At 58.9% G+C, this 24,298-nt stretch carries 18 protein-coding genes; 8 read left to right on the forward strand and 10 right to left on the reverse strand.

Annotated elements, in window-relative coordinates; translation table 11 throughout:
• Positions 1 to 58: 58 nt before the first annotated feature.
• Genes JQ629_RS14900 through JQ629_RS14910 form a run of 3 tightly spaced genes read right to left on the reverse strand, consistent with a single transcriptional unit; the run spans position 59 to position 3,801 of the window.
• Positions 59 to 1,471 carry a mannose-1-phosphate guanylyltransferase/mannose-6-phosphate isomerase gene (locus JQ629_RS14900; protein WP_212413325.1) on the reverse strand — a complete coding sequence of 471 codons (1,413 nt, stop codon included), beginning with the start codon at positions 1,469 to 1,471 and terminating at the stop codon, positions 59 to 61.
• A gap of 13 nt (positions 1,472 to 1,484) precedes the next feature.
• Positions 1,485 to 2,498, reverse strand: coding sequence for an NAD-dependent epimerase (locus JQ629_RS14905; RefSeq protein WP_212413326.1), 1,014 nt, complete (start codon positions 2,496 to 2,498; stop codon positions 1,485 to 1,487).
• Positions 2,499 to 2,517: 19 nt separating this feature from the next.
• Entirely contained in the window at positions 2,518 to 3,801 is a 1,284-nt protein-coding gene (locus tag JQ629_RS14910) for a nucleotide sugar dehydrogenase (RefSeq protein WP_212413327.1), read from the reverse strand.
• Between the two features lie 193 nt (positions 3,802 to 3,994).
• Here JQ629_RS14910 and JQ629_RS14915 point away from each other — a divergent pair, with 193 nt between their 5' ends.
• Positions 3,995 to 4,966: a lysylphosphatidylglycerol synthase transmembrane domain-containing protein gene (locus JQ629_RS14915; protein WP_212268964.1), complete on the forward strand. Its 972-nt coding sequence runs from the start codon at positions 3,995 to 3,997 to the stop codon at positions 4,964 to 4,966.
• A 31-nt stretch (positions 4,967 to 4,997) separates the two neighbouring features.
• On the opposite strand, the gene JQ629_RS14920 is transcribed toward JQ629_RS14915, so the two are convergent.
• Both JQ629_RS14920 and JQ629_RS14925 read right to left on the reverse strand, forming a co-directional pair.
• Complete coding sequence (locus JQ629_RS14920; RefSeq protein WP_212413328.1) at positions 4,998 to 5,741, reverse strand: class I SAM-dependent methyltransferase; 744 nt, start codon at positions 5,739 to 5,741, stop codon at positions 4,998 to 5,000.
• A gap of 22 nt (positions 5,742 to 5,763) precedes the next feature.
• On the reverse strand, positions 5,764 to 7,203 hold the full coding sequence (locus tag JQ629_RS14925) for a glycosyltransferase (RefSeq protein WP_212413329.1): 1,440 nt from the start codon (positions 7,201 to 7,203) through the stop codon (positions 5,764 to 5,766).
• A gap of 214 nt (positions 7,204 to 7,417) precedes the next feature.
• Between JQ629_RS14925 and asnB (JQ629_RS14930) the strand changes: the two genes are divergently transcribed.
• Positions 7,418 to 9,349 carry an asparagine synthase (glutamine-hydrolyzing) gene (gene asnB, locus JQ629_RS14930; protein WP_212413330.1) on the forward strand — a complete coding sequence of 644 codons (1,932 nt, stop codon included), beginning with the start codon at positions 7,418 to 7,420 and terminating at the stop codon, positions 9,347 to 9,349.
• On the opposite strand, the gene JQ629_RS14935 is transcribed toward asnB (JQ629_RS14930), so the two are convergent.
• The 5 genes from JQ629_RS14935 to asnB (JQ629_RS14955) form a co-directional block, all read right to left on the reverse strand.
• Positions 9,346 to 10,575 (reverse strand): glycosyltransferase, encoded by a 1,230-nt coding sequence (locus JQ629_RS14935; protein WP_212413331.1) that lies wholly within the window; start codon positions 10,573 to 10,575, stop codon positions 9,346 to 9,348. The two genes, asnB (JQ629_RS14930) and JQ629_RS14935, sit on opposite strands and share 4 nt — an antisense overlap.
• Positions 10,576 to 10,621: 46 nt before the next feature.
• Positions 10,622 to 12,616, reverse strand: coding sequence for a hypothetical protein (locus tag JQ629_RS14940; protein WP_212413332.1), 1,995 nt, complete (start codon positions 12,614 to 12,616; stop codon positions 10,622 to 10,624).
• 102 nt (positions 12,617 to 12,718) lie between these two features.
• The gene (locus tag JQ629_RS14945) at positions 12,719 to 14,554 is read right to left on the reverse strand and encodes a glycosyltransferase (RefSeq protein WP_212413333.1); all 1,836 of its coding nucleotides are present in this window, start codon (positions 14,552 to 14,554) and stop codon (positions 12,719 to 12,721) included.
• 177 nt (positions 14,555 to 14,731) lie between these two features.
• Positions 14,732 to 15,544 (reverse strand): class I SAM-dependent methyltransferase, encoded by an 813-nt coding sequence (locus JQ629_RS14950; RefSeq protein ID WP_212413334.1) that lies wholly within the window; start codon positions 15,542 to 15,544, stop codon positions 14,732 to 14,734.
• 275 nt (positions 15,545 to 15,819) lie between these two features.
• Positions 15,820 to 17,775: an asparagine synthase (glutamine-hydrolyzing) gene (gene asnB / locus JQ629_RS14955; RefSeq protein WP_349631271.1), complete on the reverse strand. Its 1,956-nt coding sequence runs from the start codon at positions 17,773 to 17,775 to the stop codon at positions 15,820 to 15,822.
• Positions 17,776 to 18,151: 376 nt separating this feature from the next.
• Between asnB (JQ629_RS14955) and JQ629_RS14960 the strand changes: the two genes are divergently transcribed.
• The 6 genes from JQ629_RS14960 (at position 18,152) to JQ629_RS14985 (ending at position 24,250) form a co-directional block, all read left to right on the forward strand.
• A complete protein-coding gene (locus tag JQ629_RS14960) occupies positions 18,152 to 18,973 on the forward strand; it encodes an ABC transporter permease (RefSeq protein ID WP_212413336.1) in 822 nt (273 codons plus the stop codon).
• A gap of 67 nt (positions 18,974 to 19,040) precedes the next feature.
• The gene (locus tag JQ629_RS14965; RefSeq protein ID WP_212413337.1) at positions 19,041 to 20,237 is read left to right on the forward strand and encodes an ABC transporter ATP-binding protein; all 1,197 of its coding nucleotides are present in this window, start codon (positions 19,041 to 19,043) and stop codon (positions 20,235 to 20,237) included.
• Between the two features lie 83 nt (positions 20,238 to 20,320).
• Positions 20,321 to 21,355 (forward strand): lipid II:glycine glycyltransferase FemX, encoded by a 1,035-nt coding sequence (locus JQ629_RS37735; protein ID WP_212413338.1) that lies wholly within the window; start codon positions 20,321 to 20,323, stop codon positions 21,353 to 21,355.
• Positions 21,352 to 22,134 (forward strand): class I SAM-dependent methyltransferase, encoded by a 783-nt coding sequence (locus JQ629_RS14975; RefSeq protein ID WP_212413339.1) that lies wholly within the window; start codon positions 21,352 to 21,354, stop codon positions 22,132 to 22,134. The genes JQ629_RS37735 and JQ629_RS14975 overlap by 4 nt, the downstream gene beginning before the upstream one ends.
• A 50-nt stretch (positions 22,135 to 22,184) precedes the next feature.
• Positions 22,185 to 23,354, forward strand: a complete 1,170-nt coding sequence (locus tag JQ629_RS37740) for a glycosyltransferase family 4 protein (protein ID WP_212413340.1) — start codon at positions 22,185 to 22,187, stop codon at positions 23,352 to 23,354.
• Positions 23,351 to 24,250 carry a class I SAM-dependent methyltransferase gene (locus JQ629_RS14985; RefSeq protein ID WP_212413341.1) on the forward strand — a complete coding sequence of 300 codons (900 nt, stop codon included), beginning with the start codon at positions 23,351 to 23,353 and terminating at the stop codon, positions 24,248 to 24,250. The genes JQ629_RS37740 and JQ629_RS14985 overlap by 4 nt, the downstream gene beginning before the upstream one ends.
• Positions 24,251 to 24,298 lie beyond the last annotated feature (48 nt).

The raw sequence follows: 24,298 nt of genomic DNA on the forward strand, positions 1-24,298 counted from the left end.
GTCTTCGAGCGAATAGCAAGCTTAGCTTCGGTTCTGATTCAATCAGAACCGAGATGGCTCACGTGCGCTGATAGTCATCCTCGATGCGGATGATGTCGTCCTCGCCGAAATAGCTGCCGGTCTGAACCTCGATCAGTTCGAGCTGGATCTTGCCGGGATTTTCCAGCCGGTGCACCGCGCCGATCGGGATGTAGATCGATTCGTTTTCGTGCACGGTCTTGACCAGTTCGTTGACGGTGACGCGGGCGGCGCCCCGCACCACGATCCAGTGCTCGGAACGGTGATGGTGCTTCTGCAGCGAGAGCCGGCCGCCCGGCTTGACGATGATGCGCTTGACCTGGTGACGCTCGCCATTGTCGACCGACTGATAGGAGCCCCAGGGCCGGTGCACCTTGATGTGATCCTCGGTCACCTGCGGCGCCACATTCTTCAATGTGGCGACCAGCCGCTTCAATCCGTTGGCGTCCTTTTGCCTGGATACCAGCACCGCGTCCTGCGTTGCGACCACCACGAGGTCATCGACGCCTTCGAGCGCGACCAGCGCGCGGTCGGTCGTCACGTTGCAATTGCGTGAATCCTCGAACACGGCCGCGCCGCGCGCGGCGTTGCCCTGCCCGTCCTTGTCGGACAATTCCCACACCGCATGCCAGGAGCCGACATCGGACCAGCCGCAGGCGACCGGCACCACGGCAGTACGCGAGGTCTTCTCCATCACCGCATAATCGATCGAGATCGACTTGGCGGCTGCGAACGTATCGGTATCGAGCTTGATAAAGCCGAGGTCGCTGCCTGCCTTGGCGACGGAGTCCGCCACCGTCTCAACGCTGCCGGCATCGACCTTGCGATATTCGTCGAGCAGCACCGCGGCGCGGAACATGAAGTTGCCGCTGTTCCAGAGATAGCCCGATTTGACATAGCCCGCCGCCGTTTCCGCGTCGGGCTTCTCGACGAATTTTGCGACCGCGCGAACTTGCCCCGAGATGACATCGCCGGGGCTGATGTAGCCGTATTCGGTGGCCGGACGCTCGGGCTGCACGCCAAAGGTCACGATGTGCCCGGCTTGCGCAGCGTTGAGTCCTTCACGGCAGGCGGCGACGAAGGCTGCGGTATCGCGCACCACGTGATCGGCCGCCAGCGCCAGAATGATCGCATCCTTGTCGCGCGTCTGCGCGAAGGCGGCGCCGGCCGCGATCGCAGGCCCGGAATCGCGCCGCATCGGCTCCAGCAGCACGTCGGCCTCCAGGCCGATCTCCGCCAATTGCTCGAGCACCATGAAGCGATAGGCATTATTGGTGATGATGACAGGACGCTCGAACAGCGCCGCGTCCGATACCCGGATCAGCGTATCCTGAAACGTCGAACGTACCCCGAACAAGGGCAGGAACTGCTTCGGATGGACCTCGCGCGAGGCCGGCCACAGCCGGGTTCCAGCGCCGCCGCACATGATCAATGGAATGATGCGCTTGTTCATTTAAGCCCTGCCGCTAAATCTTGTGATATTCACGATACCACCTGGCAAATCGCATAATACCATCTTCAATCCTGGTCGCAGGACGGAAGCCGATATCTCGCGCCAGGTCTTCGACGTCGGCGTATGTTGCCGGCACGTCACCCGGTTGCATGGGCAACATCTCCTTGGTGGCCGTCCGTCCAAACTCTTTCTCCAGAACCGAGATCACATGCATGAGATCTTCAGGGTTGTTGTTGCCAATGTTGTAGATCTTCCACGGCGCCGCGCTGCTCGAAGGATCGGGCCGGTCGCCGGACCAGTCCGGGTTACCTTGAGGTGGCCGGTCCACCAAGCGAACAATCGCCTCACTAACATCCTCAACAAAGGTGAAATCGCGGCGCATCTTGCCGTGATTGAACAGCTTGATCGGCGTCCCGCTCAGGATCGCTTTTGCGAAAATGAACATCGCCATGTCCGGACGCCCCCACGGACCGTAGACCGTGAAGAATCGCAAACCGGTGGCCGGCACGCGATAAAGATGGCTGTAGGTGTGCGCCATCAGCTCATTGGCCTTTTTCGACGCGGCATAGAGGCTGATGGGATGATCGACATTGTCGTTTACCGAAAACGGCAATTTGGTATTGGCGCCGTAGACCGAGGACGAAGAGGCGAACAGGAGATGCCCGCACCCATTATGCCGGCAACCTTCAAGCACATTGATAAAGCCTTCGATGTTCGCATCGATGTAGGCGTGCGGATTTTCAAGTGAATAGCGAACGCCCGCCTGTGCCGCGAGATGGATAACGGTAGGAAAGCGGTGCTGCGCAAACAGCGATTTGATCGCCGCGCGATCAGCCAGGTCGAGCTTCTCAAAAGCGAAATTTGGATCGCGCTTGAGAATTTCGAGACGAGCCTCCTTGAGTCTCGGATCGTAGTAGCTGTTGACGATATCGAGACCAACAACCTTGCGGCCAGCCGCCAGCAGGCGCTGCACCACGTGAAAGCCAATGAAGCCCGCGGCTCCGGTGACTAGTATCGTATCCGACATCTATCTCTCGACCTTATTCCTAGAGCCGCCACAACTCGATCCCGGCAGGCTGCGAGCCGCGGTCGAGCCTGGTCTTGACGTCGAGAACCAATCCCGCGCCGTCATTCAATAATTTCTGAATCAGCGGCCAACCTCCGTCAGTATAGAGATCATGCGCCACCGCCAATATGACGGCATCAGCCGGCCGAAGAGCGTCGGCATCGACCAGAGTTACACCGTATTCGTGGCGAGCGTCCGCGGCATCCGCCATCGGGTCATGAACCTGAACGGTCAGACCGAACGATTCCAGTTCGCGGATAATATCGATGACACGAGAGTTGCGCGTGTCCGGAACGTTTTCCTTGAAGGTCAGACCGAGCACCGTGACGATTCCGGCCTTGCCCTTTCGGCGCAGCAGCCCGCGAATACACTCGCGCGCAATGCGCTGCCCCATTCCATCATTGATCCGGCGCCCGGCAAGAATGACTTCCGGATGGTAACCTGCCTTTTCGGCCCGATGGGTCAGATAATAGGGATCAACCCCGATGCAGTGGCCGCCAACCAGCCCCGGCTGAAACGGCATGAAATTCCATTTCGTCCGCGCGGCCGCCAACACGTCGCCAGTGTCGATTCCGAGGGATTGGAAGATGAGTGAAAGTTCATTCATGAACGCGATGTTGAGGTCGCGCTGGGTATTCTCGATCACCTTCGCGGCTTCGGCCACTTTGATGGACGGGGCACGGTGGATACCGGCCGTCACAACCGACCCGTAGACGTCCGCAACGATATCCAGCGTTTTGTCGTCCTGCGCCGAGACGACCTTCATGATTGTTTCGAAGCGATGTTCCTTGTCGCCTGGATTGATCCGCTCGGGCGAATAGCCGACCGTAAAATCCACACCCGCCTTGAGGGATGACGCCTGCTCCAGAACGGGAATGCAATCTTCTTCCACCGCACCGGGATAGACCGTCGATTCATAGACGACGATATCATTCTTCTTGAGTACGCTTCCGATCGAACGCGATGCAGAAATCATCGCACCAAGGTCCGGCTTGTGCGCGTCGTCGATCGGTGTCGGTACGGTCACGATAAAGAAGTCAGAGTTTCTGATGTCCGCGAGTTCGTGGCTGAAGGCCAGCGAACCATGTCGGAGGTCATCGGCTTCGACCTCCCGCGTGCGATCATGGCCAGCCTGCAACTCGGAAACTCGGGTACGGTCCACGTCGAAACCCACGACCGGAACACCCGCCCGCGCAAAAGAGACGGCAACAGGCAGTCCCACATATCCCAAGCCGATAACTGCTATGCTACGCCTATGTGTCACTTATGGTTTTCCAGCTGCGTCATACCCCACGACGGGGCCTGTTTACCCGCAGTGCTGCGCCTTCAGCAATAGCCGAAAAGGTCCGTATTGCCTATTCGGCCGTAAACCCATAACAGGGCTAGATAACCCTTCACTTTCTGGTAAATAGCGGTCGGCGCGCAGGGCGTCTTTCACTCCAACTCGACGGCTCGGAATGCGCGGATTTCTGGTTCTTGCTGCTCGTATTCTGGTGTCCGGCGCTCTGCTCTATCTGGCGCTCCGCGGCGTGAATTTTGCCGCGATCCAGTCCCGCCTCAGCGAAAGCAGCCCTGCCTGGATTTTGGGCTGGATGGGACTTTCGGTGCTGGTGACCATCGTCCAGGTTTTCTGTGGCGCTTTGAGATGGCGGGAAATTTCCGGTCCCTGCGGGGCTCCGTTGCGTGCAACGCAAGCCTTCAAGTTCAACATGATCGGAACTTTCTTCAACCAAACGCTTCCGTCAACCATCGGCGGAGACGCCCTGCGTCTTTGGCTGGTCAACCGTACCGGCGCAGGTTGGCGAGCTGCCACCTATTCGGTGCTGGTCGACCGCGCAATCGGACTCATCGCGCTCGCGATCGTCGTGATTGTCAGCCTCCCCTGGAGTTATCAGCTGATCGGGGATTCGCGGGGACGCCTTGCTCTTGTGCTGATTGATCTAGCCGCCATCTCGGGCGGTCTGGGCTTCCTGCTCCTGGGGCGCCTGCCGTGGAAGTGGCTGCGGACGTGGTGGCCAACACACCACATCCACGCCTGCTCACTGATTGCAAATCGAACCCTCTTCGACCGTCACAGCGGACCCAGAATTGCAGTCCTTTCGCTGTGCGTGCACATCCTGACCGTCGTGATCGCATGGTGTGTCGTGCGCGCGATCTCTGCGCCCGCTGACTTCAGCCAGGTGTTCCTCCTCATACCACCGATCATGCTGGTCACGATGCTGCCGATTTCGATTGCCGGCTGGGGTGTGCGGGAGGCGACCATGATGGTCGCCTTCGGCTACGCCGGCCTGGTGCAGACAGATGGCACCATGGTGTCGCTGCTTTTCGGCGCATCCTCCTTCGTCGTAGGCGCCATTGGCGGACTGGTCTGGATCTTCAGCGCGGAGAAAGCTGCAAAGACTCCCGACGCGCTTCCAGAGGCAGGCTGAGGGCGCCGCAATTGGATCCGCTGGACGATGGTCAGGCAGATTTTTTCTGCAGCACGATCATGGTTCGAAACCCGAGCATGCGACCGAGCGCAGACTCGATGCGCTTCTCGAACGCCAGCACCCGCCGCCCCAACGACGCCGGCATCAGCGTCCAGCGCTTGAACCCGCCGGAAAGCGGATAGACCCAGAAAGAGAACCAGGACACCTCGACGAATTCGAGATTTGGAAAGAGCCTCTCGAATTGAAGACGGTCGCGCGTCGCCAGCAGCGTCGGGATCGCTTGATTGGAATCGTAGGGATCACGCTCGGGGTTCGGCAAACCTTCGACAAAAGGAGTTGCCCTCATTCGTACCGGCTCGGGATGAATCAACCGGTAGAAAACCGTGCTTCCGGGGGTGATCGCCGGCTCGATCATCACGCAACGGCCGCCAGCGCGCAAAACACGCTCGGCCTCCCGGAAGAACAGAACCGGGAACTCGATATGATGCAGCACGTCGAGCATGACGATGTTGCTGATGGCGCCGGAACCAAATGGCAAATTCTGTGCATCCGCGACTACGTCGACCATCGGGGAATGCTGGATGTCCGAAGATATGGCCGCGGGAATGAAGTTCTTGAGCTGCCCGATCCCCCCGCCGATCTCGATGGTTTCTCCGGCCACGCAGGCCGCGGCAATCCGGCGGTAATAGTCCTCGTAGACCAATCGCAGGATCGGCTTTGTGGACCAGACGCTGCGATAGGAAGCGTGAGGGTCGCTCTGGATGGTACTGGACATCAATCAACCACCAAATGAATGATCAGATCGCCTTGATCTTGAAGAAGGCAAACACGACCATCTTCAGGAGCAACACGCCGTGGCGGAAGCGCGATATCTGCGTTTCACCATACGATCTCGCGGCATACCGGATCGGCAGATCGACCGACTTCAGGTTCAGTTTCGAGGCACCAAAAATCAGATCGAAATCTCCGAACGGATCGAAATCGCCGAAATACGCCTTACCCTCGCGCAGGCGATAATAGTCGGTCCGCCGCATCACCTTGGTGCCGCACAGCGTGTCGGTATAGCGCTGATTGAGCAGCCACGAAAACAGATACGAAAAACTCTTGTTGGCGATCAGGTTCAGGAACCGCATGGCGTCATCTTCCAGCGGATAAACGAGGCGCGATCCGTTGATGAATTCACCTTTGCCGGACTTAATCGCATCCCAGAATTTCGGGAGCTGCTCTGGCGGCACCGTAAGATCGGCGTCGAGGATGATCAAGACATCGCCGCGCGCAACATCGTAGGCTGTGAACACGGCGTCCGCCTTGCCTTTGCCCGGCTGGACCATGGTCTTGATGTCTTTGTCCGGATAGGCAGCCTTGACCCTCTGCATCTCCTCAAAGGTGCCGTCCTTGCTGTGACCTTCAATGAAGATGATCTCCAGATCCTCGCAAAATTGCGGGATACGCTGGATGGCGGGCTCGATGTTGCCGCGCTCGTTGCGTGCCGGAATGACGACGGTGGCAGAGCGCAACGTATCGTCGGGTTTCAACAGCGAACGGCAGACCACGTAATGACGTAACGCGAACCAACGAAACACCGGAAGAATGCTGATAAAGCGGTTGATGAGACGTCCGATTCCAAACAGCGACATCGGGACGATCATGCGCTGTTCAGTTTTGACGGCGTCAAAGCTGCCTAGTCCGGCCAACGCCTGGACGTCTGCCGGCGACAGGACGTTCTGTGGCGGGTGGGGCATGCGCCCCCCGGCGAATTCAGCCAGCTTCAGCAACGGCATCCACAGATGCGAAAAGTAACCGACGACCAGCCGCGTCTCGCGTGTGCACAATGGATGCAGCCGCTCGAAAAACGCCTGAACGTCGTCGAGCGATCCGATCGTATCCAGCACAACGATGAAATCGAACGGCCCGGGAAGAGACGCAATCACCTCCGGATCTTCGGCATCGCCAACCAGAAATGTCAGACCGGAATGAAGCTTGCGCGCCTGTTCAACCATCGCCGGGCTGAAATCCAGGCCGACACCGAACGACGGTTCGAGGCCTGCAAGCGTATCGCCGGTGCCGCATCCGATTTCCAGAACGCGCGCACCTTTCGGGATCAAGAAGCGCAGATAGTTTTCGTCTTCACGATGAAAAAAATCGGCCTTCTCTCGCCAAGTGGCGCGAGCAGATGCATAGGCCTCTGAATGATTTAGAATAGCGGCTTTGCGCGATGGTCCTGCGACGACTGTCATGACTTCGTGAGCACTTTCGAATATCCCCTGGCGGCGCAGCTATCCGACACGCGTCCAGCGTGAATTTCGAGCTATAAATATCCGCTTTTGGCCATCCTTATGCGCTGGTTGCGTTGGCTTGCCAAGAAGGTATTTTTGGGTAAGAAGTGGTGAAATTCGCCGCAAATCCCCGCAATAACGGCTTCGAACAACGGAATATGGTGCTGGCTGGGATATGTGTGGCATAGCTGGCATCATCGACCCAAATCGGCGCATATCCCCGGACGATCTCACTGGTCTCGCAGATTCGATGGATCGCAGCCTCGAGCATCGCGGGCCGGACGGCCACGACGTCTGGCTTGACCATGATGCCGGGGTCGCGTTGGTCCACCGCCGCCTGGCCATCGTCGACTTGTCTCCCGCCGGGCGCCAGCCCATGCATTCGGCCGACGGGCGTTTCGTCATCAGCTACAATGGCGAAGTCTACAGCCACCTCGAGATTCGAAGGGAACTGGAGGCTGCCGGACAGGGTTTTCGCGGCCATTCCGACACCGAAGTCATTCTTGAATCGGTTGCCCGATACGGCGTCACCGGGACAGTACGCCGGCTGATCGGGATGTTCGCGATCGCAATCTGGGACCGCAGGGACCGCACCCTGACGCTGGTCCGCGACAGGCTCGGGATCAAACCGGTCTACTGGGCGAAGATCGACGGCGTCTTCATGTTCGCATCGGAACTGAAGGCGCTGCGCGAATACCGCGGATGGACACCGCGGATAAGGCCGGAGGCCGTCGCTTCCTACATGCGGCACAATTACATTCCAACACCGCATACCATCTATCAGGGCGTCCACAAGCTTGAGCCCGGAACGATTCTCACGCTGCCGTGGAACGGCGAACCCAGCAGTGAGAAATTCTGGAATGCACGCGAAATTGCTATCGACGGCATTCGCAATCCGCTTCGTGAAGACGATGCAGAGTTGACCGACCGTCTCGAGTCCCTGCTGCTCGATGCGGTGGGAAAACGCATGATGGCGGATGTGCCGCTCGGCGCGTTTCTCTCGGGCGGCATCGATTCATCTCTGGTTGTTGCCTTGATGAAGGCGACGAACTCAGGTCCGGTGAAGACGTTCTCGATCGGCTTCGAACAAAGGGAATTCAACGAAGCCCCCTATGCCGCGGCGATCGCAAAACACCTTGGAACCGAACACACCGAACTGATGGTCAGTTCGAGCGAAGCGCTGGATGTCGTGCCCAAGCTCGCAGAAATGTTCGACGAACCATTCGCCGATTCATCGCAAATTCCAACCTATCTGGTGTCGGCGATGACGCGAAAACACGTCACGGTCGCTCTATCCGGAGACGGCGGCGACGAACTGTTCGCAGGTTACAACCGGTATCAGCTGACTTCGAACATATGGCGGAAGCTGACGCTTCTGCCCGGCTTCATGCGCAAGGGCGCAGCTTCGGGATTGGCTTCCGTCGGCGCCGACCAATGGGACAATATTTTTGCTATTTTGCGAAGATATCGCCCGACGGCCCAACCCGGGCGTAGCCTCCACAAGCTTGCCAGCCTGCTTGAGGTCGACGACTCCACGCAAATTTATCGCCAGTTGGTGAGCCATTGGGATCCCGCCGCCCTGATGCCGGGTGTCTCAGAGACGGTCGGCGTCCTGCAGGACGACACGATTCAACACGACTTCCCCAACCTGCTCGACCGGATGCAGCTGCTCGATCTGACGACCTATCTGCCCGACGACATCCTCACAAAGGTCGATCGCACGAGCATGGCCGTAGCCCTCGAAGCACGCGTTCCCCTCTTGGATCATCGCGTGGTTGAACTCGCCTGGAGGATGCCCCGCTCGGTCAAGATCAGGAACGGAAAAACCAAATGGCTGCTTCGGCAAGTACTCAATCGGCACGTTCCCGCCGAACTCGTTGAGCGGCCCAAGATGGGATTCGGCGTGCCGCTGGCCGATTGGCTTCGCGGTCCGCTCCGGGACTGGGCGGAAAACCTGCTATCGGAAAAACGGCTTGGCGAAGCCGGCCTATTCGATACGGCTTTGGTGCGGCGGTATTGGGAACAGCACCTTTCCAGAAAGAACAACTGGGCGTATCTGCTGTGGGATGTATTGATGTTCGAAGCCTGGCGCGAGCGTTGGGGTTAAACCTCACTGCCAGCGTTGCTGGACGCGCGCACCTCTTCAATATCGCAAACTCGTTTGCCGCCGAGCAGCCCGCGATAAAGGCTCTCATATCCGGCAACGCAAGCATCCAGGGTGAAATTCGACTGCACGCGCGCCTGTGCAGCGCTTCCAAAGCGGGAACGCAAGGCTGGATCGCCGACCAATTGCACGATAGCTCGCGACAATGCGTCGACATCTCGCGGCGGCACGATCACGCCGGTCGTGCGATCGAGTATCGCCTCGGCATTTCCGCCTACGTCGGTCGCGATGACGCATAGGCCTGCCGCCATCTGTTCAATGACCGCGTTGGAAAATCCCTCTTCGTGCGATGGCAGAACACCAAGATCGCTCGCCGCAATCAGGTCCGGAACATCGCTGCGCGAGCCCAGGAACCTGATGTGGTCACCGATTCCCAGCTCCACAGCCAGCGATCCGATTGCAGCGCCTGCCCCGTCGTCTCGACCGACGATCAGAAGCTGCCAATCGCGGGGCAGTGAAGCTGCGGCGCCGCCGAGCGCGCTGATCAGATCCAGATGTCCCTTGTAGGGTATCAAGTTCGCGACGACGATCATGACCAGAGCGTCTGCTGAGATACCCAGCGCGCCGCGCGTCTCGTTACGATCTGCTTTTGAAGTAACACGCTTCAGATCGACGCCGTTGTAGATGAGGCCGAGGCGCCGCTCATCGACCCCTTCTTCCATAAGGTCCCCCAGCACGCGCCGCGAGTTGCCCAGGATTGCAGTCATATGGCCATGCAGACGCCGCTCCAGCATTCGCAGCAAGGGGTATTTCTCCTGGTAATGGTTGAGGCTCCGGCGGCTCATGACCCGGATTCGGATGCCGGCGAGAAATGCCAATGGCGCCGTTGTCAAATAGGCCATCGGAAGAAAGCAGTGCACGATCGCGGGCCGTCTTTGCACCAGCACTGTAAAGAGATGTCCGGACACGATCGAAAACCTGATGAAACGGACGATCATCGGAGCCGGCCGGCCGTCCCGCCTGATCGGTGGGCAAATGATATTCACCCCACTTTCCGTGAGGCTCCGGGCCAGCGGCCCCTCACCCGCCAGACTGTAGATCGAGACGTTCCAGCCTCGCGACACCAGCTCGGCTGCAACCGATGCCAGATGCAACTCGGTGCCCCCGATTTCCAACGTGCCAATGGTGAAGATGACGTCACCCTTGGCCGCATCCGGCTTCACATTCATCCGAAGTCCTGAACTCCGCAAATCGAAAGCGCTCGGAGCCGGCGCCTCATTTTGCAGGAATATCTACAGGTTGGGCGTCAGTCACAAGGAGCCAGTAGATGCTGTTCCCCTCAATCTTCGACCATTCGGCCGTGGTGAACTTCCACGCCTGAACATTCTTATCCAGCATGACATGGGCCGGCACGATGAACTGGTTGTCGCTGGTCCTTCCCGCCTCCATTCTCGGCGCAACAATAAAGCCGAAAGGCAATTGCGGTGTTCGATCTTTGAGAAGCGGCTGATAAATTTCGTTATTGCTCAGCGTGACTATCTTGGCGAACTCACTCAAGTGCAGGCTGGGCACCTCCTTTGGCAACGGCTTGTCATCGGCAACAACAAGAAAGCCGGACACCCGCCTCCCTCCAAATACCAATTGCTGATTCGGAACCACAGTCGCCGCTGCAGCGGGCGGAGCAATGCGGTGAGCGAACCAGGGGACCGACATAAAGAGCACCAGAGCGGTGGCGAGGCTCCCCCACCACTGCCACGCTGGTCGAACTATTTCGTTCACGGGCGGAATGTGCCGGGAAAAAAGTCCGGAGGCTGTGAGCGCTGCTATCAATGGATAGCTTCCCGTCATCACCCTCATTCCGTCGTCGTAATACACGAACGCCGAGGATACCAAAATCGCCAGCATGGTCATAACCCAGAACAACACCTCCGTGCCGCTGGGACGATTGATGGCCAGAATGATCAGGCCGATTACGGAAACCACGAAGAAGATCGAGGTCGGCAACCATTTTGACGCCGGCGCACGCAGGTACCCGTAAGTGATCGTCGGGGGAACGGCGCGGGCAAACAATTCAGCGCTTACAGCCAGTCGGCGAATAATCGTTGCTGGGTCCTTTGCAATATTTTCGATGCCTTTTGAATACAGGAAATCGGTTTGGGCTTTCTCGGTATTGTCTATCCGCTTCATTTCATCCGCATAGCGCACGGGACATGACGACCAGTCCTGTCCGATCGAAAGCCCGCAGAGCGTATAAGCAAAGTTGCTGCCCGAAAGATCGGCGCCCGTTCCATAAAGCTTTTGCAGAGCGAAATTGGCCGACAGGCCGACACCAACGATGCCGATCATGGCCACGAAAATATAGACTTTCTTGCGCCAGCTATCGCCAAAGCAACATACGATCCACAGCATCACGGCGGGCAGCAGAAACATCGCACCCATTCGGGTCATCAGGGCCATGAACGTCAACGCCAGACCCAGCAGCGCGAATTGTAGTGAGCGACGTCCGAACGATTCCATAAAAGCGGCGACGGAAAGGAAACTCCAGACAAATCCAAGCGGTTCGGTGAGAGTGGTCGCCAGAAAAGAGCGGCTGAACATCAAGGAGAGCGCGACAAACGCCAGACATGCCAGCGGACCGCGCCAGACAAGAATGGATCGCGCCGCGATCCAGACCGCGACCGAGACCAGGACAACCTGGATGACCAGCATTTGGGCATAGGCGAACCCGGCCGCCGTCATCAATACGGATCTGAACGCCGCTGCAAACGGCCTGCGCAGGGCCATGCCGTTCCAATAACCGTCCCTCGCCCCATCCTGAGCGGCGGAGAAATAGCCGTTTGCATCCGAGAACGGAATGAGGCCGCCAATGCTCGCACTATTGAAATCGCCGGGACGCGGCAAACCCGCCCATGTTCCGCTCATCGAGAATACAAACAGGCACAGCGTGAGCGGCAGTCCCCAGGTCTTCAGGAATTTATCGAGCGATTGCAGGTCCGGCTCGTACGAGTGAGATCCGGTCAATACGGATAGCCAAATGGCAACGGCGCACAGGCTGGTTATCACCAGCAGGAAATGCGCCGCGTAGTGATCATGCTGGCCCGCGGCGCGGAGCCAATCTGCCCAATGAAAGATGGCTGCGGTCGGAAGCGCGTAGCCGTTGAGAAGAGCCGCAAGGCTGGCGAGCACGTAAGCCAGTGACATCGCCAGTCCGAGCCACATCGCCGCCCGCAACAACAGAAAGGGTATTCTCAAGAGGGTAGGAGCTGTCATAGGGGTGATTTCCTGAAATTCAGCGCACGCCGCAGCCGCGCATGCCGCCGCCGTGCATCTCCGCACATAGCGGCTGATTTGTTCTATTGGCCACGCTCGAAGTCATGATGTTCTAGCTTCGAGCTCATAGACGCCCATGGTTGCCGCGACCATTCGCTCGACAGAGAATCTTTCCTGAACGAGGGCCGGGCCGAGAGACTTGATTCGAGCAAGCGCTTCGGGGCTATCGAGAAACCGCAGCACGGCCTCGGCAAATGCCTGCGGGTCCTCTCCAGCAACGGAAGCTCCCGTAACGCCCTCATTGATGGTTTCCGCACAACCTCCCACCGCGGCGACAACAGCGGGTATGCCGAAATGCTGCGCCTCGATCGATACGTTGGGCAATCCTTCGACGCGCGACGTCAACAGAAACACCGTCATCGACGGCCATACCGTGCTGATGTCGCTGACAAGGCCCAGCAGCGACAGATGCGCGCTGATCCCCAATTGCTCGGCGCGGCGCTCGACGTCTTTGCGCATCGGACCATCGCCCGCCCACACGAAATGGACATCCGGGCGTTTCTTCAGGATGTTGCTTGCAATCTCAAGCCAGAGATATGGACGCTTTTCCTCCGCAATGCGGCCCACAGTGCCGACAACAATTTTGCCCTCTAGCACACGGCTCCTGCCGGCATCCGACGCTGCAGACTTGCCACCTGACGAAAACTCCAGCCCGTTCGGTATCACCTTGATGCGTGCAATCGGCAGCTGGAGCCATTTGGCGTAGTCACGAGCGCCTGCGACACTATTGTTGAGAATGGTGACCTGGGGAAGCTTCGCCAGTTCGCGATAAGCCTGCCACATAAACGGTTGGTAGAACTGAAAATGGAGCGGCGACAACGATCTGCAGCCCAGCACGATTTTCGGAACGCCAGCTATCACCGCCCCTATTCCAGCTGCGATATTTGGTTCGTCCAGCCACGCATGAACGATCGCGGGACGCTCCGTCAAAAACTTGTTCGCGAAAAACAGGATGAGATCCACCAACTGCGGATTTCGACGAAACGCGGACCGTATCGACTGATCGTAGCTTGCAAGGGATTCACCCTGATTCAGCCTTTGCTGAACGCTGACCCGATCCTCGACAACGATGCCTGCGGCTTCGAGTTCGCTTGCAAAGAATCGGTTTCCGCCGGTCAGCGGCGACTGGCAAACAATCGAGACATGACGGCGAGTGCGGGAAGATATTCCCTTGGCAGTCAGCGAAAGCTGCCGTTCCGAGCCGCCCGCTCCAAGTGAGCCGGAGGCATAGACGATCGGACCATCGGCCTGGATGCGATTGACCGGAAAGCTCGACAGTTGCAGTCGGGAAATCGGAGCGCCGACGATTCTTTCAGCAAGCCTTCTAACACCGGCATTTCCGCTCTTCGCCAACAGCTGCAACAATCGGTCCGTAAGACGGAGACGACCGCGAACGTCCCGACCGATGAACTGGAGCGTGGATATTGACTCCGACTTCGGTGGATGGCGAGAAACCTTGACGATCCGAAGCGCGCCGCTTCGCAATACTGCGACGGCCCAGCGCAATCCCGCGAAATCCTCGGACCAGAAGATCAGTGCTGTTCGGAGCCGAAACGCAGAGCCTCCTAGTCTTCGGATGTCTTTTATACCCGGCGATGTCTGCGAAATCACCTGAGTGACACGGGGCTCTTGCTTCAAGCGCTGGAAGAGAGCGTCCGAGACCGAACCGGTCAGCACCAATACCACGGCCCCACTTCGCAACCGGCTGATCTCTTCCGACATACGATCGAGGATTGCCTGCTCCTCCGCGATCAGGGCGGGCGCCTCGCGCGCTTTGTCAGGTCGTGTGACTGGCTGTGCCATCTTCAGGCTGATGTCTGGTGAAATGTTCGGGAACAATGAACGCGTCAGGATGGAATTCCCGAGCGTTCCGCTCAATACCATCTCATCTGTCAGGAGGAAAGGTCAGCAGCCGAGGGCCCCATGGGACAACGGCCATTGCCAAATCGACTTCATGGACGTCGCACCGCGTCGAAAGACGCCTGATGGCCCCCGATGTCCGGCCGCAATTCCGTGCCGGGGCCTTTTGACAGGTTCAACCTCTGCGTGACGGCTTCACTTTGGCTGCAACAGCCTTGCAACGATGTGGTGGTTCGGATGATCGGCGCGCCCGAACTCGCGAAAGCCCTCCTGCCAGAGCCAGGTCTCGATCTCGTGCAGCGGATAGGTGTCGTTGATCCCCGGAGAAGCGGCATCGAACCAGCCTCCGGCGTCGGCGCCCTTGACCTTTTCAATGTAGTCGTACCGCTCTTTCAGATCCATGCCGGCGGTGGCGCGACGCAGCCGTTCGACTTCGACATAATAATCGAATCCACCTGGATCGTTCGAGTTCGGTTCCGCGTACAGCATCAGGAAGATGTAGCCGCCCGGTTTGACCAGCCGGGCAATGTTGCGGAACGATCCATAGGTATCACCGGTATGGTGCAGAACGCCGAACGACCAAACCAGGTCGAAGCTTCGATCAGCGAGGGGGAGAGGTTTGGTCAGATCGTGCTGGAACACCGTTACCTTGTTCGCGAACTCGGAACACGCGGCCTTTGTGTGTTGCACGCCCGCCATCGATTGATCGACGGAGGTAACCGTGCATCCGAGCGATGCCAGAGCCCAGGACCACCGGCCGGATCCGCAACCCGCATCGAGGGCTTGTTTTCCCTGGAACCATTCGTCCGGCAACCGGCTGAACGAGCGAACCGAATTCCGCTCGCGCTCCTTCAGTTCGGGCCGGCTCTTGGTCCAGTCGCCGTCAGGCGTATCGGACCATTGATAATCGAAGCTGTCCCTTGTGTCGCGTTCGATCGGAAATGTGTTGATGCGATCAGCCGCCAGGTGACGCACGATCGAGCGCAACCGGCTTACCTCGAACTGCAAATAATCAATTTCAGATCGGACAGTAGCCGGAACTTGTGCAGGTCCAGCAGGAGCTGCGTTGTCCTTGGCGCCCTGGAGAAGAGTTAATACCCGTCGGCCTATACCCATAACCGTACCAGCTCACCTTGGTTGTTACGATCGCCGCAGGCGATCCGCTCGTCACTCACGCGACCGAGACTATCATGCCGAAAGTAACCTGCTCAGCCGTGGGCAGCCACAGGTGATTGAGAACGACCAGAGCGGCCAGAATGAAACGTGCGGTCCCCAGCATCGGGTCAGAGCCATCGCTCGCGCCAGGCCTGGAACATCAGAATGCACCAGATCGGATATGCCCAGGTTTCCCCTGACAGATGGCGGTTCCACATGGCGCGCACGGCCTTGGCCGCGAAGACACCCTCCTGCTCGAGCCGCCTTTCATCGATGAGCGCCTCCGCCCAGTCGCGCAATGGCCCGCGCAGCCAGTGGTCGATGGGAATGCCAAATCCCATCTTCGGCCGGTCGATGATCCCGCGCGGAACATGTTTGTAAAGCACCTGGCGCAGCGCCCATTTTGCGTCGGCGCCTCGGACCTTCATGTGCTGCGGCAGCCTCCAGGCCATTTCGACGACGCGATGGTCAAGCAGCGGTGCACGGATTTCGAGACTGACGGCCATGCTGGCACGGTCGACCTTGGTCAAGATGTCGTCGGGCAGATACGTCATGAAGTCGATCATCTGGGCGCGCTGTACGGGATCCGCATATTGCGGCGCCAGCGACCCACCCCAGATCGGCGCGAGCTGCTCCTCCGGGCTGACCAGGAACTCCGAAGGCGGCCTGCCTTGAGACGCCAGCGGCAGGTAGCGATGTTCGAAGCTCATGGCGTCCTGGCGCGCCAGCCACGTTTCGCCTCGTGCGGCCCAATTTCCAATCCCCGCCCTTCGCAGCAGCGCGAATGCGCCTGATTGCAGCGTCCTCAAACCATCGGAGGCGGCAGCCCCCAGGAGCGGCGGCATCGGACGCGCCGTCGCCATGGCTTGCGCCTGTGCGTACCGGCCGTAGCCGGCGAAGCTCTCGTCGCCACCATCGCCGGATAGCGCCACGGTAACGTGCTGGCGCGCAAGTTTCGATACGATGTATGTCGGGATCTGCGAGCTGTCGGCGAAAGGCTCGTCGTAGATCTCGGGCAGTTTCGGCACGACCTCGAGCGCCTCTTCGGGAGAGACGTAGAATTCGCGATGCCGCGTACCAAGATGTGCGGCCACGGCCCGGGCGTGCGGTGCCTCGTCGTAGCCGTCGACATCAAAGCCAATCGAGAATGTGTTGACCGGCTCGGATGACTGCGCCTGCATCAGCGCGACGACGAGCGAGGAATCGATCCCACCCGAGAGGAACGCACCAAGCGGAACGTCCGAAACCATGCGCCGCTTGACCGCGTCAGCCAGCAACCGCTCAAGCGCGTCGATCGATTCCTCTTCCGTGGCGGAGCTTGCGGTCCGCATGGCGTCGGCGGCAACATCCTCGACGCGCCAGTAGAAGCCGGTCGTCAACTCGCCTTCGGCATCAAGTCGCGCCCAGCCGCCCGGGTCGAGTTGACGGACCTTGCGGTATATCGAAAGCGGATGGGGAATGTAGCCGAAGCGGGTGAATGCGGCGATCGCCTGTGGATTGAGTTCGGCCTGGAAGTCGGGATGGACGCGCAGCGATCGCAACTCGGAACCGAACATGCAGGTTCGTCCGAACTGTCCGATATAGAGCGGCTTTTTTCCAAGCCGGTCGCGCGCGAACCATGTCATGCGGGTTTGTCGATCATGGACGGCAAGCGCAAACATGCCGATTGCCCGCGAAAGCGTGGGCTCGACGCCAATTCTGGCGATACTCTCGATCAGCACTTCGGTATCGGAATGGCCGCGGAAATTCAGCCCGGGCCGTGCTACGTCCCGCCGCATGTCCTCGGCATTGTAGATTTCACCGTTGAAGACGATCACCCAGCGCCCGCAAGCCGATTGCATGGGCTGATGACCTGCCGGCGTCAGATCGATGATTGCGAGCCGTCGAAAAGCGAGGGCAATGCCGCTCTCCGGATCGGCAAAACAACCGTCATCGTCTGGTCCACGGTGGACCATCTGATCGGCCATCAAGCCTGCGATCCGTCCCAGTTCGTCAGCGCCCCGCGACCGCGAGACATCGACGAATCCAGTGATGCCACACATGTCTCCCCCCAACGACCACGCGACATCAGCGAAACGTCGCATCAAAACGAAGCGGTGCTTTAGCCACCTATTTTGGGCGATCCGATGTATATAGGATTGGGCGTTCCTGCCGCTTGGAACGAAATCGCAATCATGCCCCTGGAATTGAGCAGGTGTTGCGGACAGATAACGAAGTCATCAATATCGGTCAACCGGAACGATCCCGTTGGACGGAGCGGGAATGCCAGCTTTCGCTACCGAAGGCGTCGTTTGATGCCACCGTCCACGGCGTGCCGGAGCGGGGCTTGATCCGCCCTCGACACCTGTGACCGCGTATGATAGCGACCCTCCCTGCAGCAAAGGGGAACTGGCCCTGCAGGGACATCCTTGATGCTTTTGCATGGTTGGCTCGTTACTTGACCGGGACACGACCACGAGCATGAGAGTTAAAGTCATCAATGCCGGGCGACGGTCTTTGCTGCCATCGTTCTCCGAGGTGTACGCCCACCGGGAACTGATCGTCCTTTTCGTCGATCGCCATATCAAGAGCCGCTACCGCCAGATGGCCCTTGGCATAGCCTGGGCATTATTAGAGCCGTTGTTTCAGCTCCTGCTGATGTCGGTTGTTTTCGGCTTCCTGCTGCGCGTAAACACGAACGGCTATCCCTATCCTGTCTATGTCTTCGCCGCGTTGATTCCCTGGCAGCACTTCACGCGAACGGCGATGTCGGTGACCGGTTCGCTGCAGGATAACCTGACTCTGATTTCGAAGGTCTATTTTCCGCGGATTATTCTTCCGATCGCGGCCATGGCCCGCGAAATGTTCGACACCGCGATTCAGCTCGCGATCCTGCTGATCCTGGCAGCCTTCTACGGTTACTATCCATCGCTCAAGCTGGTGCTCCTGGCGCCCGTGGTGCTGATCCTTATCTCGCTTGCTGGCGCCGGCCTGGGTTTGTGGGCTGCCGCAATCGTGGTTCGCTTCCGGGACGTTCGCCCGGCTTTGTCAATCGCGCTGCAGGGCGGGCTCTATCTCACGCCGATTCTCTATGCTGCAAGCGTGGTGCCGCAGAACCTGCGCTTTCTGTACCAGCTAAATCCGATGTACTGGGGTGTGGAGACATTCCGCTGGCTGTTGATCGATCAGTCCCTGGTCTGGGATTGGACGCTTCCCGTCTCGCTGACGCTGACCGCGATCATGGCCGCACTCGGCATCGTCATATTCTCCGTCAACGAGAGAACGACCGTAGATGTCCTCTGAAATCGCAATCCGGTGTCAGGGGCTCGGCAAGCGCTATCTTGTCCCCGCACGTCGACGCGGAAGCACGATGGAAAATCTCGTCGGGCATTTCAAGGAATACACCTCACTGGTCGGGCGCGACGAGGCGGACTATTTCTGGGCTCTTCACGACGTTGGTTTCGAGGTCAAAGCCGGCGAGATTCTGGGCGTTATCGGCCGTAACGGGTCCGGCAAAAGCACGCTGCTGAAAATTCTATCGGGCGTAACTGATCCGACGGAAGGCCGCGCAGAATTACATGGTCGCGTGGGATCGCTGCTCGAGGTTGGCACCGGCTTTCATCCCGACCTGACGGGGCGCGAAAATATCTTCATGGCGGGAGCCTTGCTTGGCCTGAACCGGGCCGAAATCGTCAAACAGCTTGACGAGATCATCGATTTCGCCGGCATCGACCGGTTCATCGACGCTCCGGTGAAAAGGTACTCAAGCGGGATGTACGTGCGGCTCGCATTTTCCGTGGCCTCGCTGCTGCGCTCGGACATCCTGATTCTCGATGAGGTACTGGCCGTCGGTGACAGCGCGTTCAAAGAAAAAAGCGAAAAGAACATCAACAAGATCGCCAACGATGGGCGAACGGTGCTGCTCGTCAGTCACAGTATGCAGGCCATTCGTCACATGTGCGAGCGCGCCATCGTTCTGGACAAAGGACGGCTCGTCGTAGATCAACCAGCCGATGAAGCGGTAAGTCAGTACCTTCGCTCACTGCATCCCGACGAGGGAGCTGACCTGCGAAATTTGTCGCCGCTGGTCGATCTGACGGCGGTCGAGTCCGAGGATTGGCCACGCCCCTTCAAGACGATCAAATCAATTGAGACGGCTACGCCATCTGGACCGACGCGCACTTTCCAAACCGGCGAAACGATGTTGATCCGCATCCGCTACGAGATGCCGAAACTGATCGCACCGTGCTACTTCACTGTTTTCGTCGTAAACGACGTCGGCGAGCGCATGTTCGTCAGTTACAGCTATCATGATCAGGAAAAAACCGAGTTTCCTCAGAGCGGCGTGATCGAGTGCCGCATCGACGCATTGCCCCTGCTCGATGGCATCTTTCATATTGATCTCGATTTTGGCGCAGTTCAGACTCTGGGCGGCCTGCGGTATCTGGACTACATCGATCGCGCGACCACGTTCGCCGTCGAACAGGGGAATTACTTGGGCACCAGGCCGAATCTGAAGAACCAGGGTTTATTTGCCTTGCGCAGCCGGTGGAACGCGTCCGGCTAGCCAGAACTAGAGGTCGCAAAGGACACGTGCCCCTTACCGTCGTTTCAATTTCGGAGATCAAGCCCGGTGACTGGGACAGCGTTGTGCGCAGTTCGCCGGACGGTTGGGTTTTTGGCCTGCGTGGCTGGCAGCAGCTGGTCACCGAGGTCGAGCCCTGGGGATTTCAGGAACTCGGATTTGGATTGGTGGACGGGAACGAATTGGTCGCCGTCATGCCGCTGCACTTCCAGCCATCAAGTCGGATCGCAGCATCGAGCGGCTGGGGGGGAGCGGGCCCGATCGTCGCCGACGGCATAGCACCGGAAAGGTACGCATCCATCGTCGGTGAAGTCCTTGGCGAGGCGATCAAGCGCGCGACGGCCAACGGCGCGATCCGCCTCGACGTCGCATCGTCTCCCGTCACGCGCCGAGCCATCTCGGGAGACAGAGAGGCTGGGCCATACGTCGTCTCGGGATTCGTCGACCGGTCACTGAGATCGCAGATTATCGCGCTCGACCGTAGCGAGCAGGATGTATGGATGGGCCTGTCGAAAACCGCGCGCAATCTCGTCCGTCGGGCAGAAAAGGCAGGTTATCGCGTCGAACAGGTCGACTGGGAGGCCAATCTTGATGCCTACTACGACATGCACACCGAAACCTACATACGGACTGGCGCGACACCGCATCCAAAGGCATACTTCGCAGGCATCGCAAAGCATATCGCGACGGCCGGCTCGGCTCGGTTGTTTGCGATATTGACGCCGGCCGGTGAGCCCATTGCATTTCATAATATGGCAGTGCTGGGCCCGGGCGCCTATTATCACACGGGATGCTCGCGTGAGATCGCGGGAAGCGACGGCGCCGGCTATCTGTTGATGTTTGGAGCCATCAACGCTGCGCGGTCATCCGGTGTAACACGATACGACTGCGGCTGGATTTTTCCCGAAGCCAGCGAGCGAAAGCAAAAGGGCTTGACCTTGTTCAAAACCCGCTTTGGCGGTGAACCGCGCCAGTCGTTCCGGGCCGAATTGTCGTTGGCCCAGCAGAGCAGCGCCGTCCCGCACGATTCTGCACCGCCAAGTCCCATCCGGCGGCTCGGCTCCTGGGTTACGCGGCTGCGACGGAGAGCCGGATCATGAATACTGCGTCAACCGATAAAGCGATCAAGGAAGCTTACGAAGCTGGCAAGATCTATAAAACCAGCACGATTTGCGCACATGCGGACCGCAACTCGCCCGAATATGCGCGCCGGCAATTATGGGAAAAGATCGAGCTGGTGCGCAAACATGCCCGACCGGGCCGTCTGGTTGACCTGTGCTGCGCAACCGGCGTTCACCTGATCGAACTTGCCGACTTGTCGGAAGATGCTGTTGGCATCGATTTCACGGCTGCCTTCATTGAGAAGGCGAAGACGGATGCCGCCACCGCAGGTCTCCATAACCTCCGGTTCATGGAAGGCGACGCCAAGGCAATTCCGCTCGATGACGGCAGCGTCAGCACACTGTATTCGTTCTCCGCTCTCTACGTTATCCCCGATCTGAACAAGGTGATCTCGGAAGTCGGCCGCGTGCTCGAACCCTCGGGGCGCTGTGTTTTGGATCTAGGCAACTCGCGCTCGCTGAACACCTACTGCGTCAGCAAGTACACCGAGCTGCCACCGTCTTTTCACTTGCCGTTGCCGACCATCCTGAAAATGCTTTCCGACAACGGCCTGTCTGTCGTCGAACATCGTGCCTTTCAACTGTTGCCGCTTTGGGCGGACCGACCCGGCTGGCTTTGGCCGCTCCTTCATCCGAAGTGGAAAACGCTGATGGGTCATCGTGTGCGTGATCGAATGATCGATGAATGGATCAGCAATCTGCCGGGACTGAAGAACTTCGCGTTCCGCCACTTGATCGTAGCCGAAAAACGTTCCTAGCGTCGTTGCAATTCTGCGAGCGCCCTGACCTAATGAATAGCCAAGACTCCGTGAAGAGACTTCTCGTTATCGTTCCCGACCGCCTTTCCGACATAGCGGACAAGGGCGAGGTTCAAGCTGCCTATTACAATCCCGGCGAGTTGTTTGATGAAGTTCATATTCTCATGACGAACGACGATCGGCCACCGATCGAACCGCTACAATACATGGTTGGCCGGGCCAAGTTATACATCCACAACTACCCTGATGACCTCAATCTGGTCGCGAAGCACCATCGCCTGCTGACGCCCTTCCGGCTGAAGAAATGGGCCAAGGGCGGCATAGAGATCGCGCGCCGCATCGCACCTAGCATGATCCGGTGTCATGGCGTCGACTGGAACACGTATCTTGCGAGCCGCATCAACAAGGCGCTCGGAATCCCCTACGTCACCTCCATTCACATCAACCTGGACGAAAACCCCAATCGTCGCTTCAAGGGCGGCAATCTCACGCCGGCACAGGAACAACAGAACGCGTTCTATGAATATCTGGAGAGCGAGGCGCTGAAGCGGGCCCATCTGGTCATGCCGGTCTACAAGCCGATCCTGCCCTATCTCGCCCGCAAGGGAATCTCACGGGTCGAGGTTTGCTACAACATTCTCGATGGCGCGAACCTGAAGGAGAAAACCGACTACCGGATCAACGGCCCGGCGCGGCTGCTCTATGTCGGGCGCTTGTTTGCCGAGAAGGATCCCTCCAACATCATTCGTGCCGTCGCCGCGATGCCCGACGTGCACTACACGATCGTCGGCGACGGTCCGCTGCGGCCACAGCTGGAAGAGCTGGTCCGGCAACTGGGCGTCGGCGATCGCGTCACATTCCGGCCGGTCGTCTTCAACGCCGAGCTTTGCCGCATGCTTCCCGAATACGATCTGTTTGTGATCCATACGGAGTATTTCGAGATTGGCAAATCCCTGCTCGAGGGCTTGCTCGCGGGTCTCCCGGTCGTGATGAACGCAAGGCAGGGCCTGCCGGTGCCGGAACTCCAGAACGGCATTGTAAAACTCGTTGCCAACACGGTAGAGGACTACGGCAAGGCTATCCGGGAGCTTCTGGCGAGCGAAGAACGCAGGGCCGCGCTTGGGCGCGGGGCGTATCGCAAGGCACAGGAAGAATACGCGCCCGCGGTAACCGAGCGGAAAGTCGTTGGCATCTACAAATCGATCCTTGAACGCACATGAATGATCCGCTCCAGCGGTTGCGCTGTCCTCACTGCCGCGAAGGCAAGCTCGTTCCCACCGAGGGCGCGCTGCGGTGCGTCGCGTGCACGAAAATTTCCGCCCTCGAGAACGGCGTTGCCGCGCTGGTTGCCGATTTCGGCACACACGCGGCCGAACTCGAGCGCGCGCGAACCATCAACCCGCTCTGGTATGTCGAAGAGCAGCTGCCCGAAGCCACCAGCCCGTGGCGTCACCATTTGAAGAAGCGTCGGCTCTACGTCCAGAAACTGCTCAGCAACGAGCTGAAGCGGCGCGGAACGGACAAAGTACCGGCCCTGCTCGATCTGGGTTGTGGCGACGGCAATCATCTCAAATGGCTTTCGCCCTACGCCGAAGCCAGCTACGGCTGCGACTACAATATGGTGCGGCTTGCCCGCGCCCGCGCACAAAATCCGCAGGCAACGATCTTTCTCGCCGATATTCTGGACTTCCCCGCGTTCGACGGCTCGTTCGATATCATCTTCTTCAACCATGTCATCGAGCACATCAGGGACGACATACGGGCCCTGCAAACGGTAAAGCGGCTGCTTGCGCCCGGCGGCCTCCTCGTTCTCGGAACGCCGAACGAAGGCGCGTGGTGGTGGCAACTCGCCTACAGGCGGGATCCCCAATCGATGGAAACGACCGACCATGTGCACTTTTACACGGCAGAGACGTTGACGGAGCGGATGCGCGCGACCGGACTTGTGATCGAGGAAGTCCACCACATGGGATGGGGTCCGCCGGATTGGCGGCTCGACGGCCGGATTCGCAAATACAAGTTTGTCGACGACGCCTTCGAATGGTTTGGGCGCGCGCTGCTGCCAAGGCAGGCATCGTCACTCTACGTCGCAGCCCGCCCTGCGTCAGTCGCGTGATTGCGCCAAAGGGCGCGGCTAGCTAGAGTTCAATCTATTTCGAAACGC

The sequence above is a fragment of the Bradyrhizobium sp. AUGA SZCCT0222 genome, assembly GCF_018130205.1.
Classification (GTDB): Bacteria; Pseudomonadota; Alphaproteobacteria; order Rhizobiales; family Xanthobacteraceae; genus Bradyrhizobium.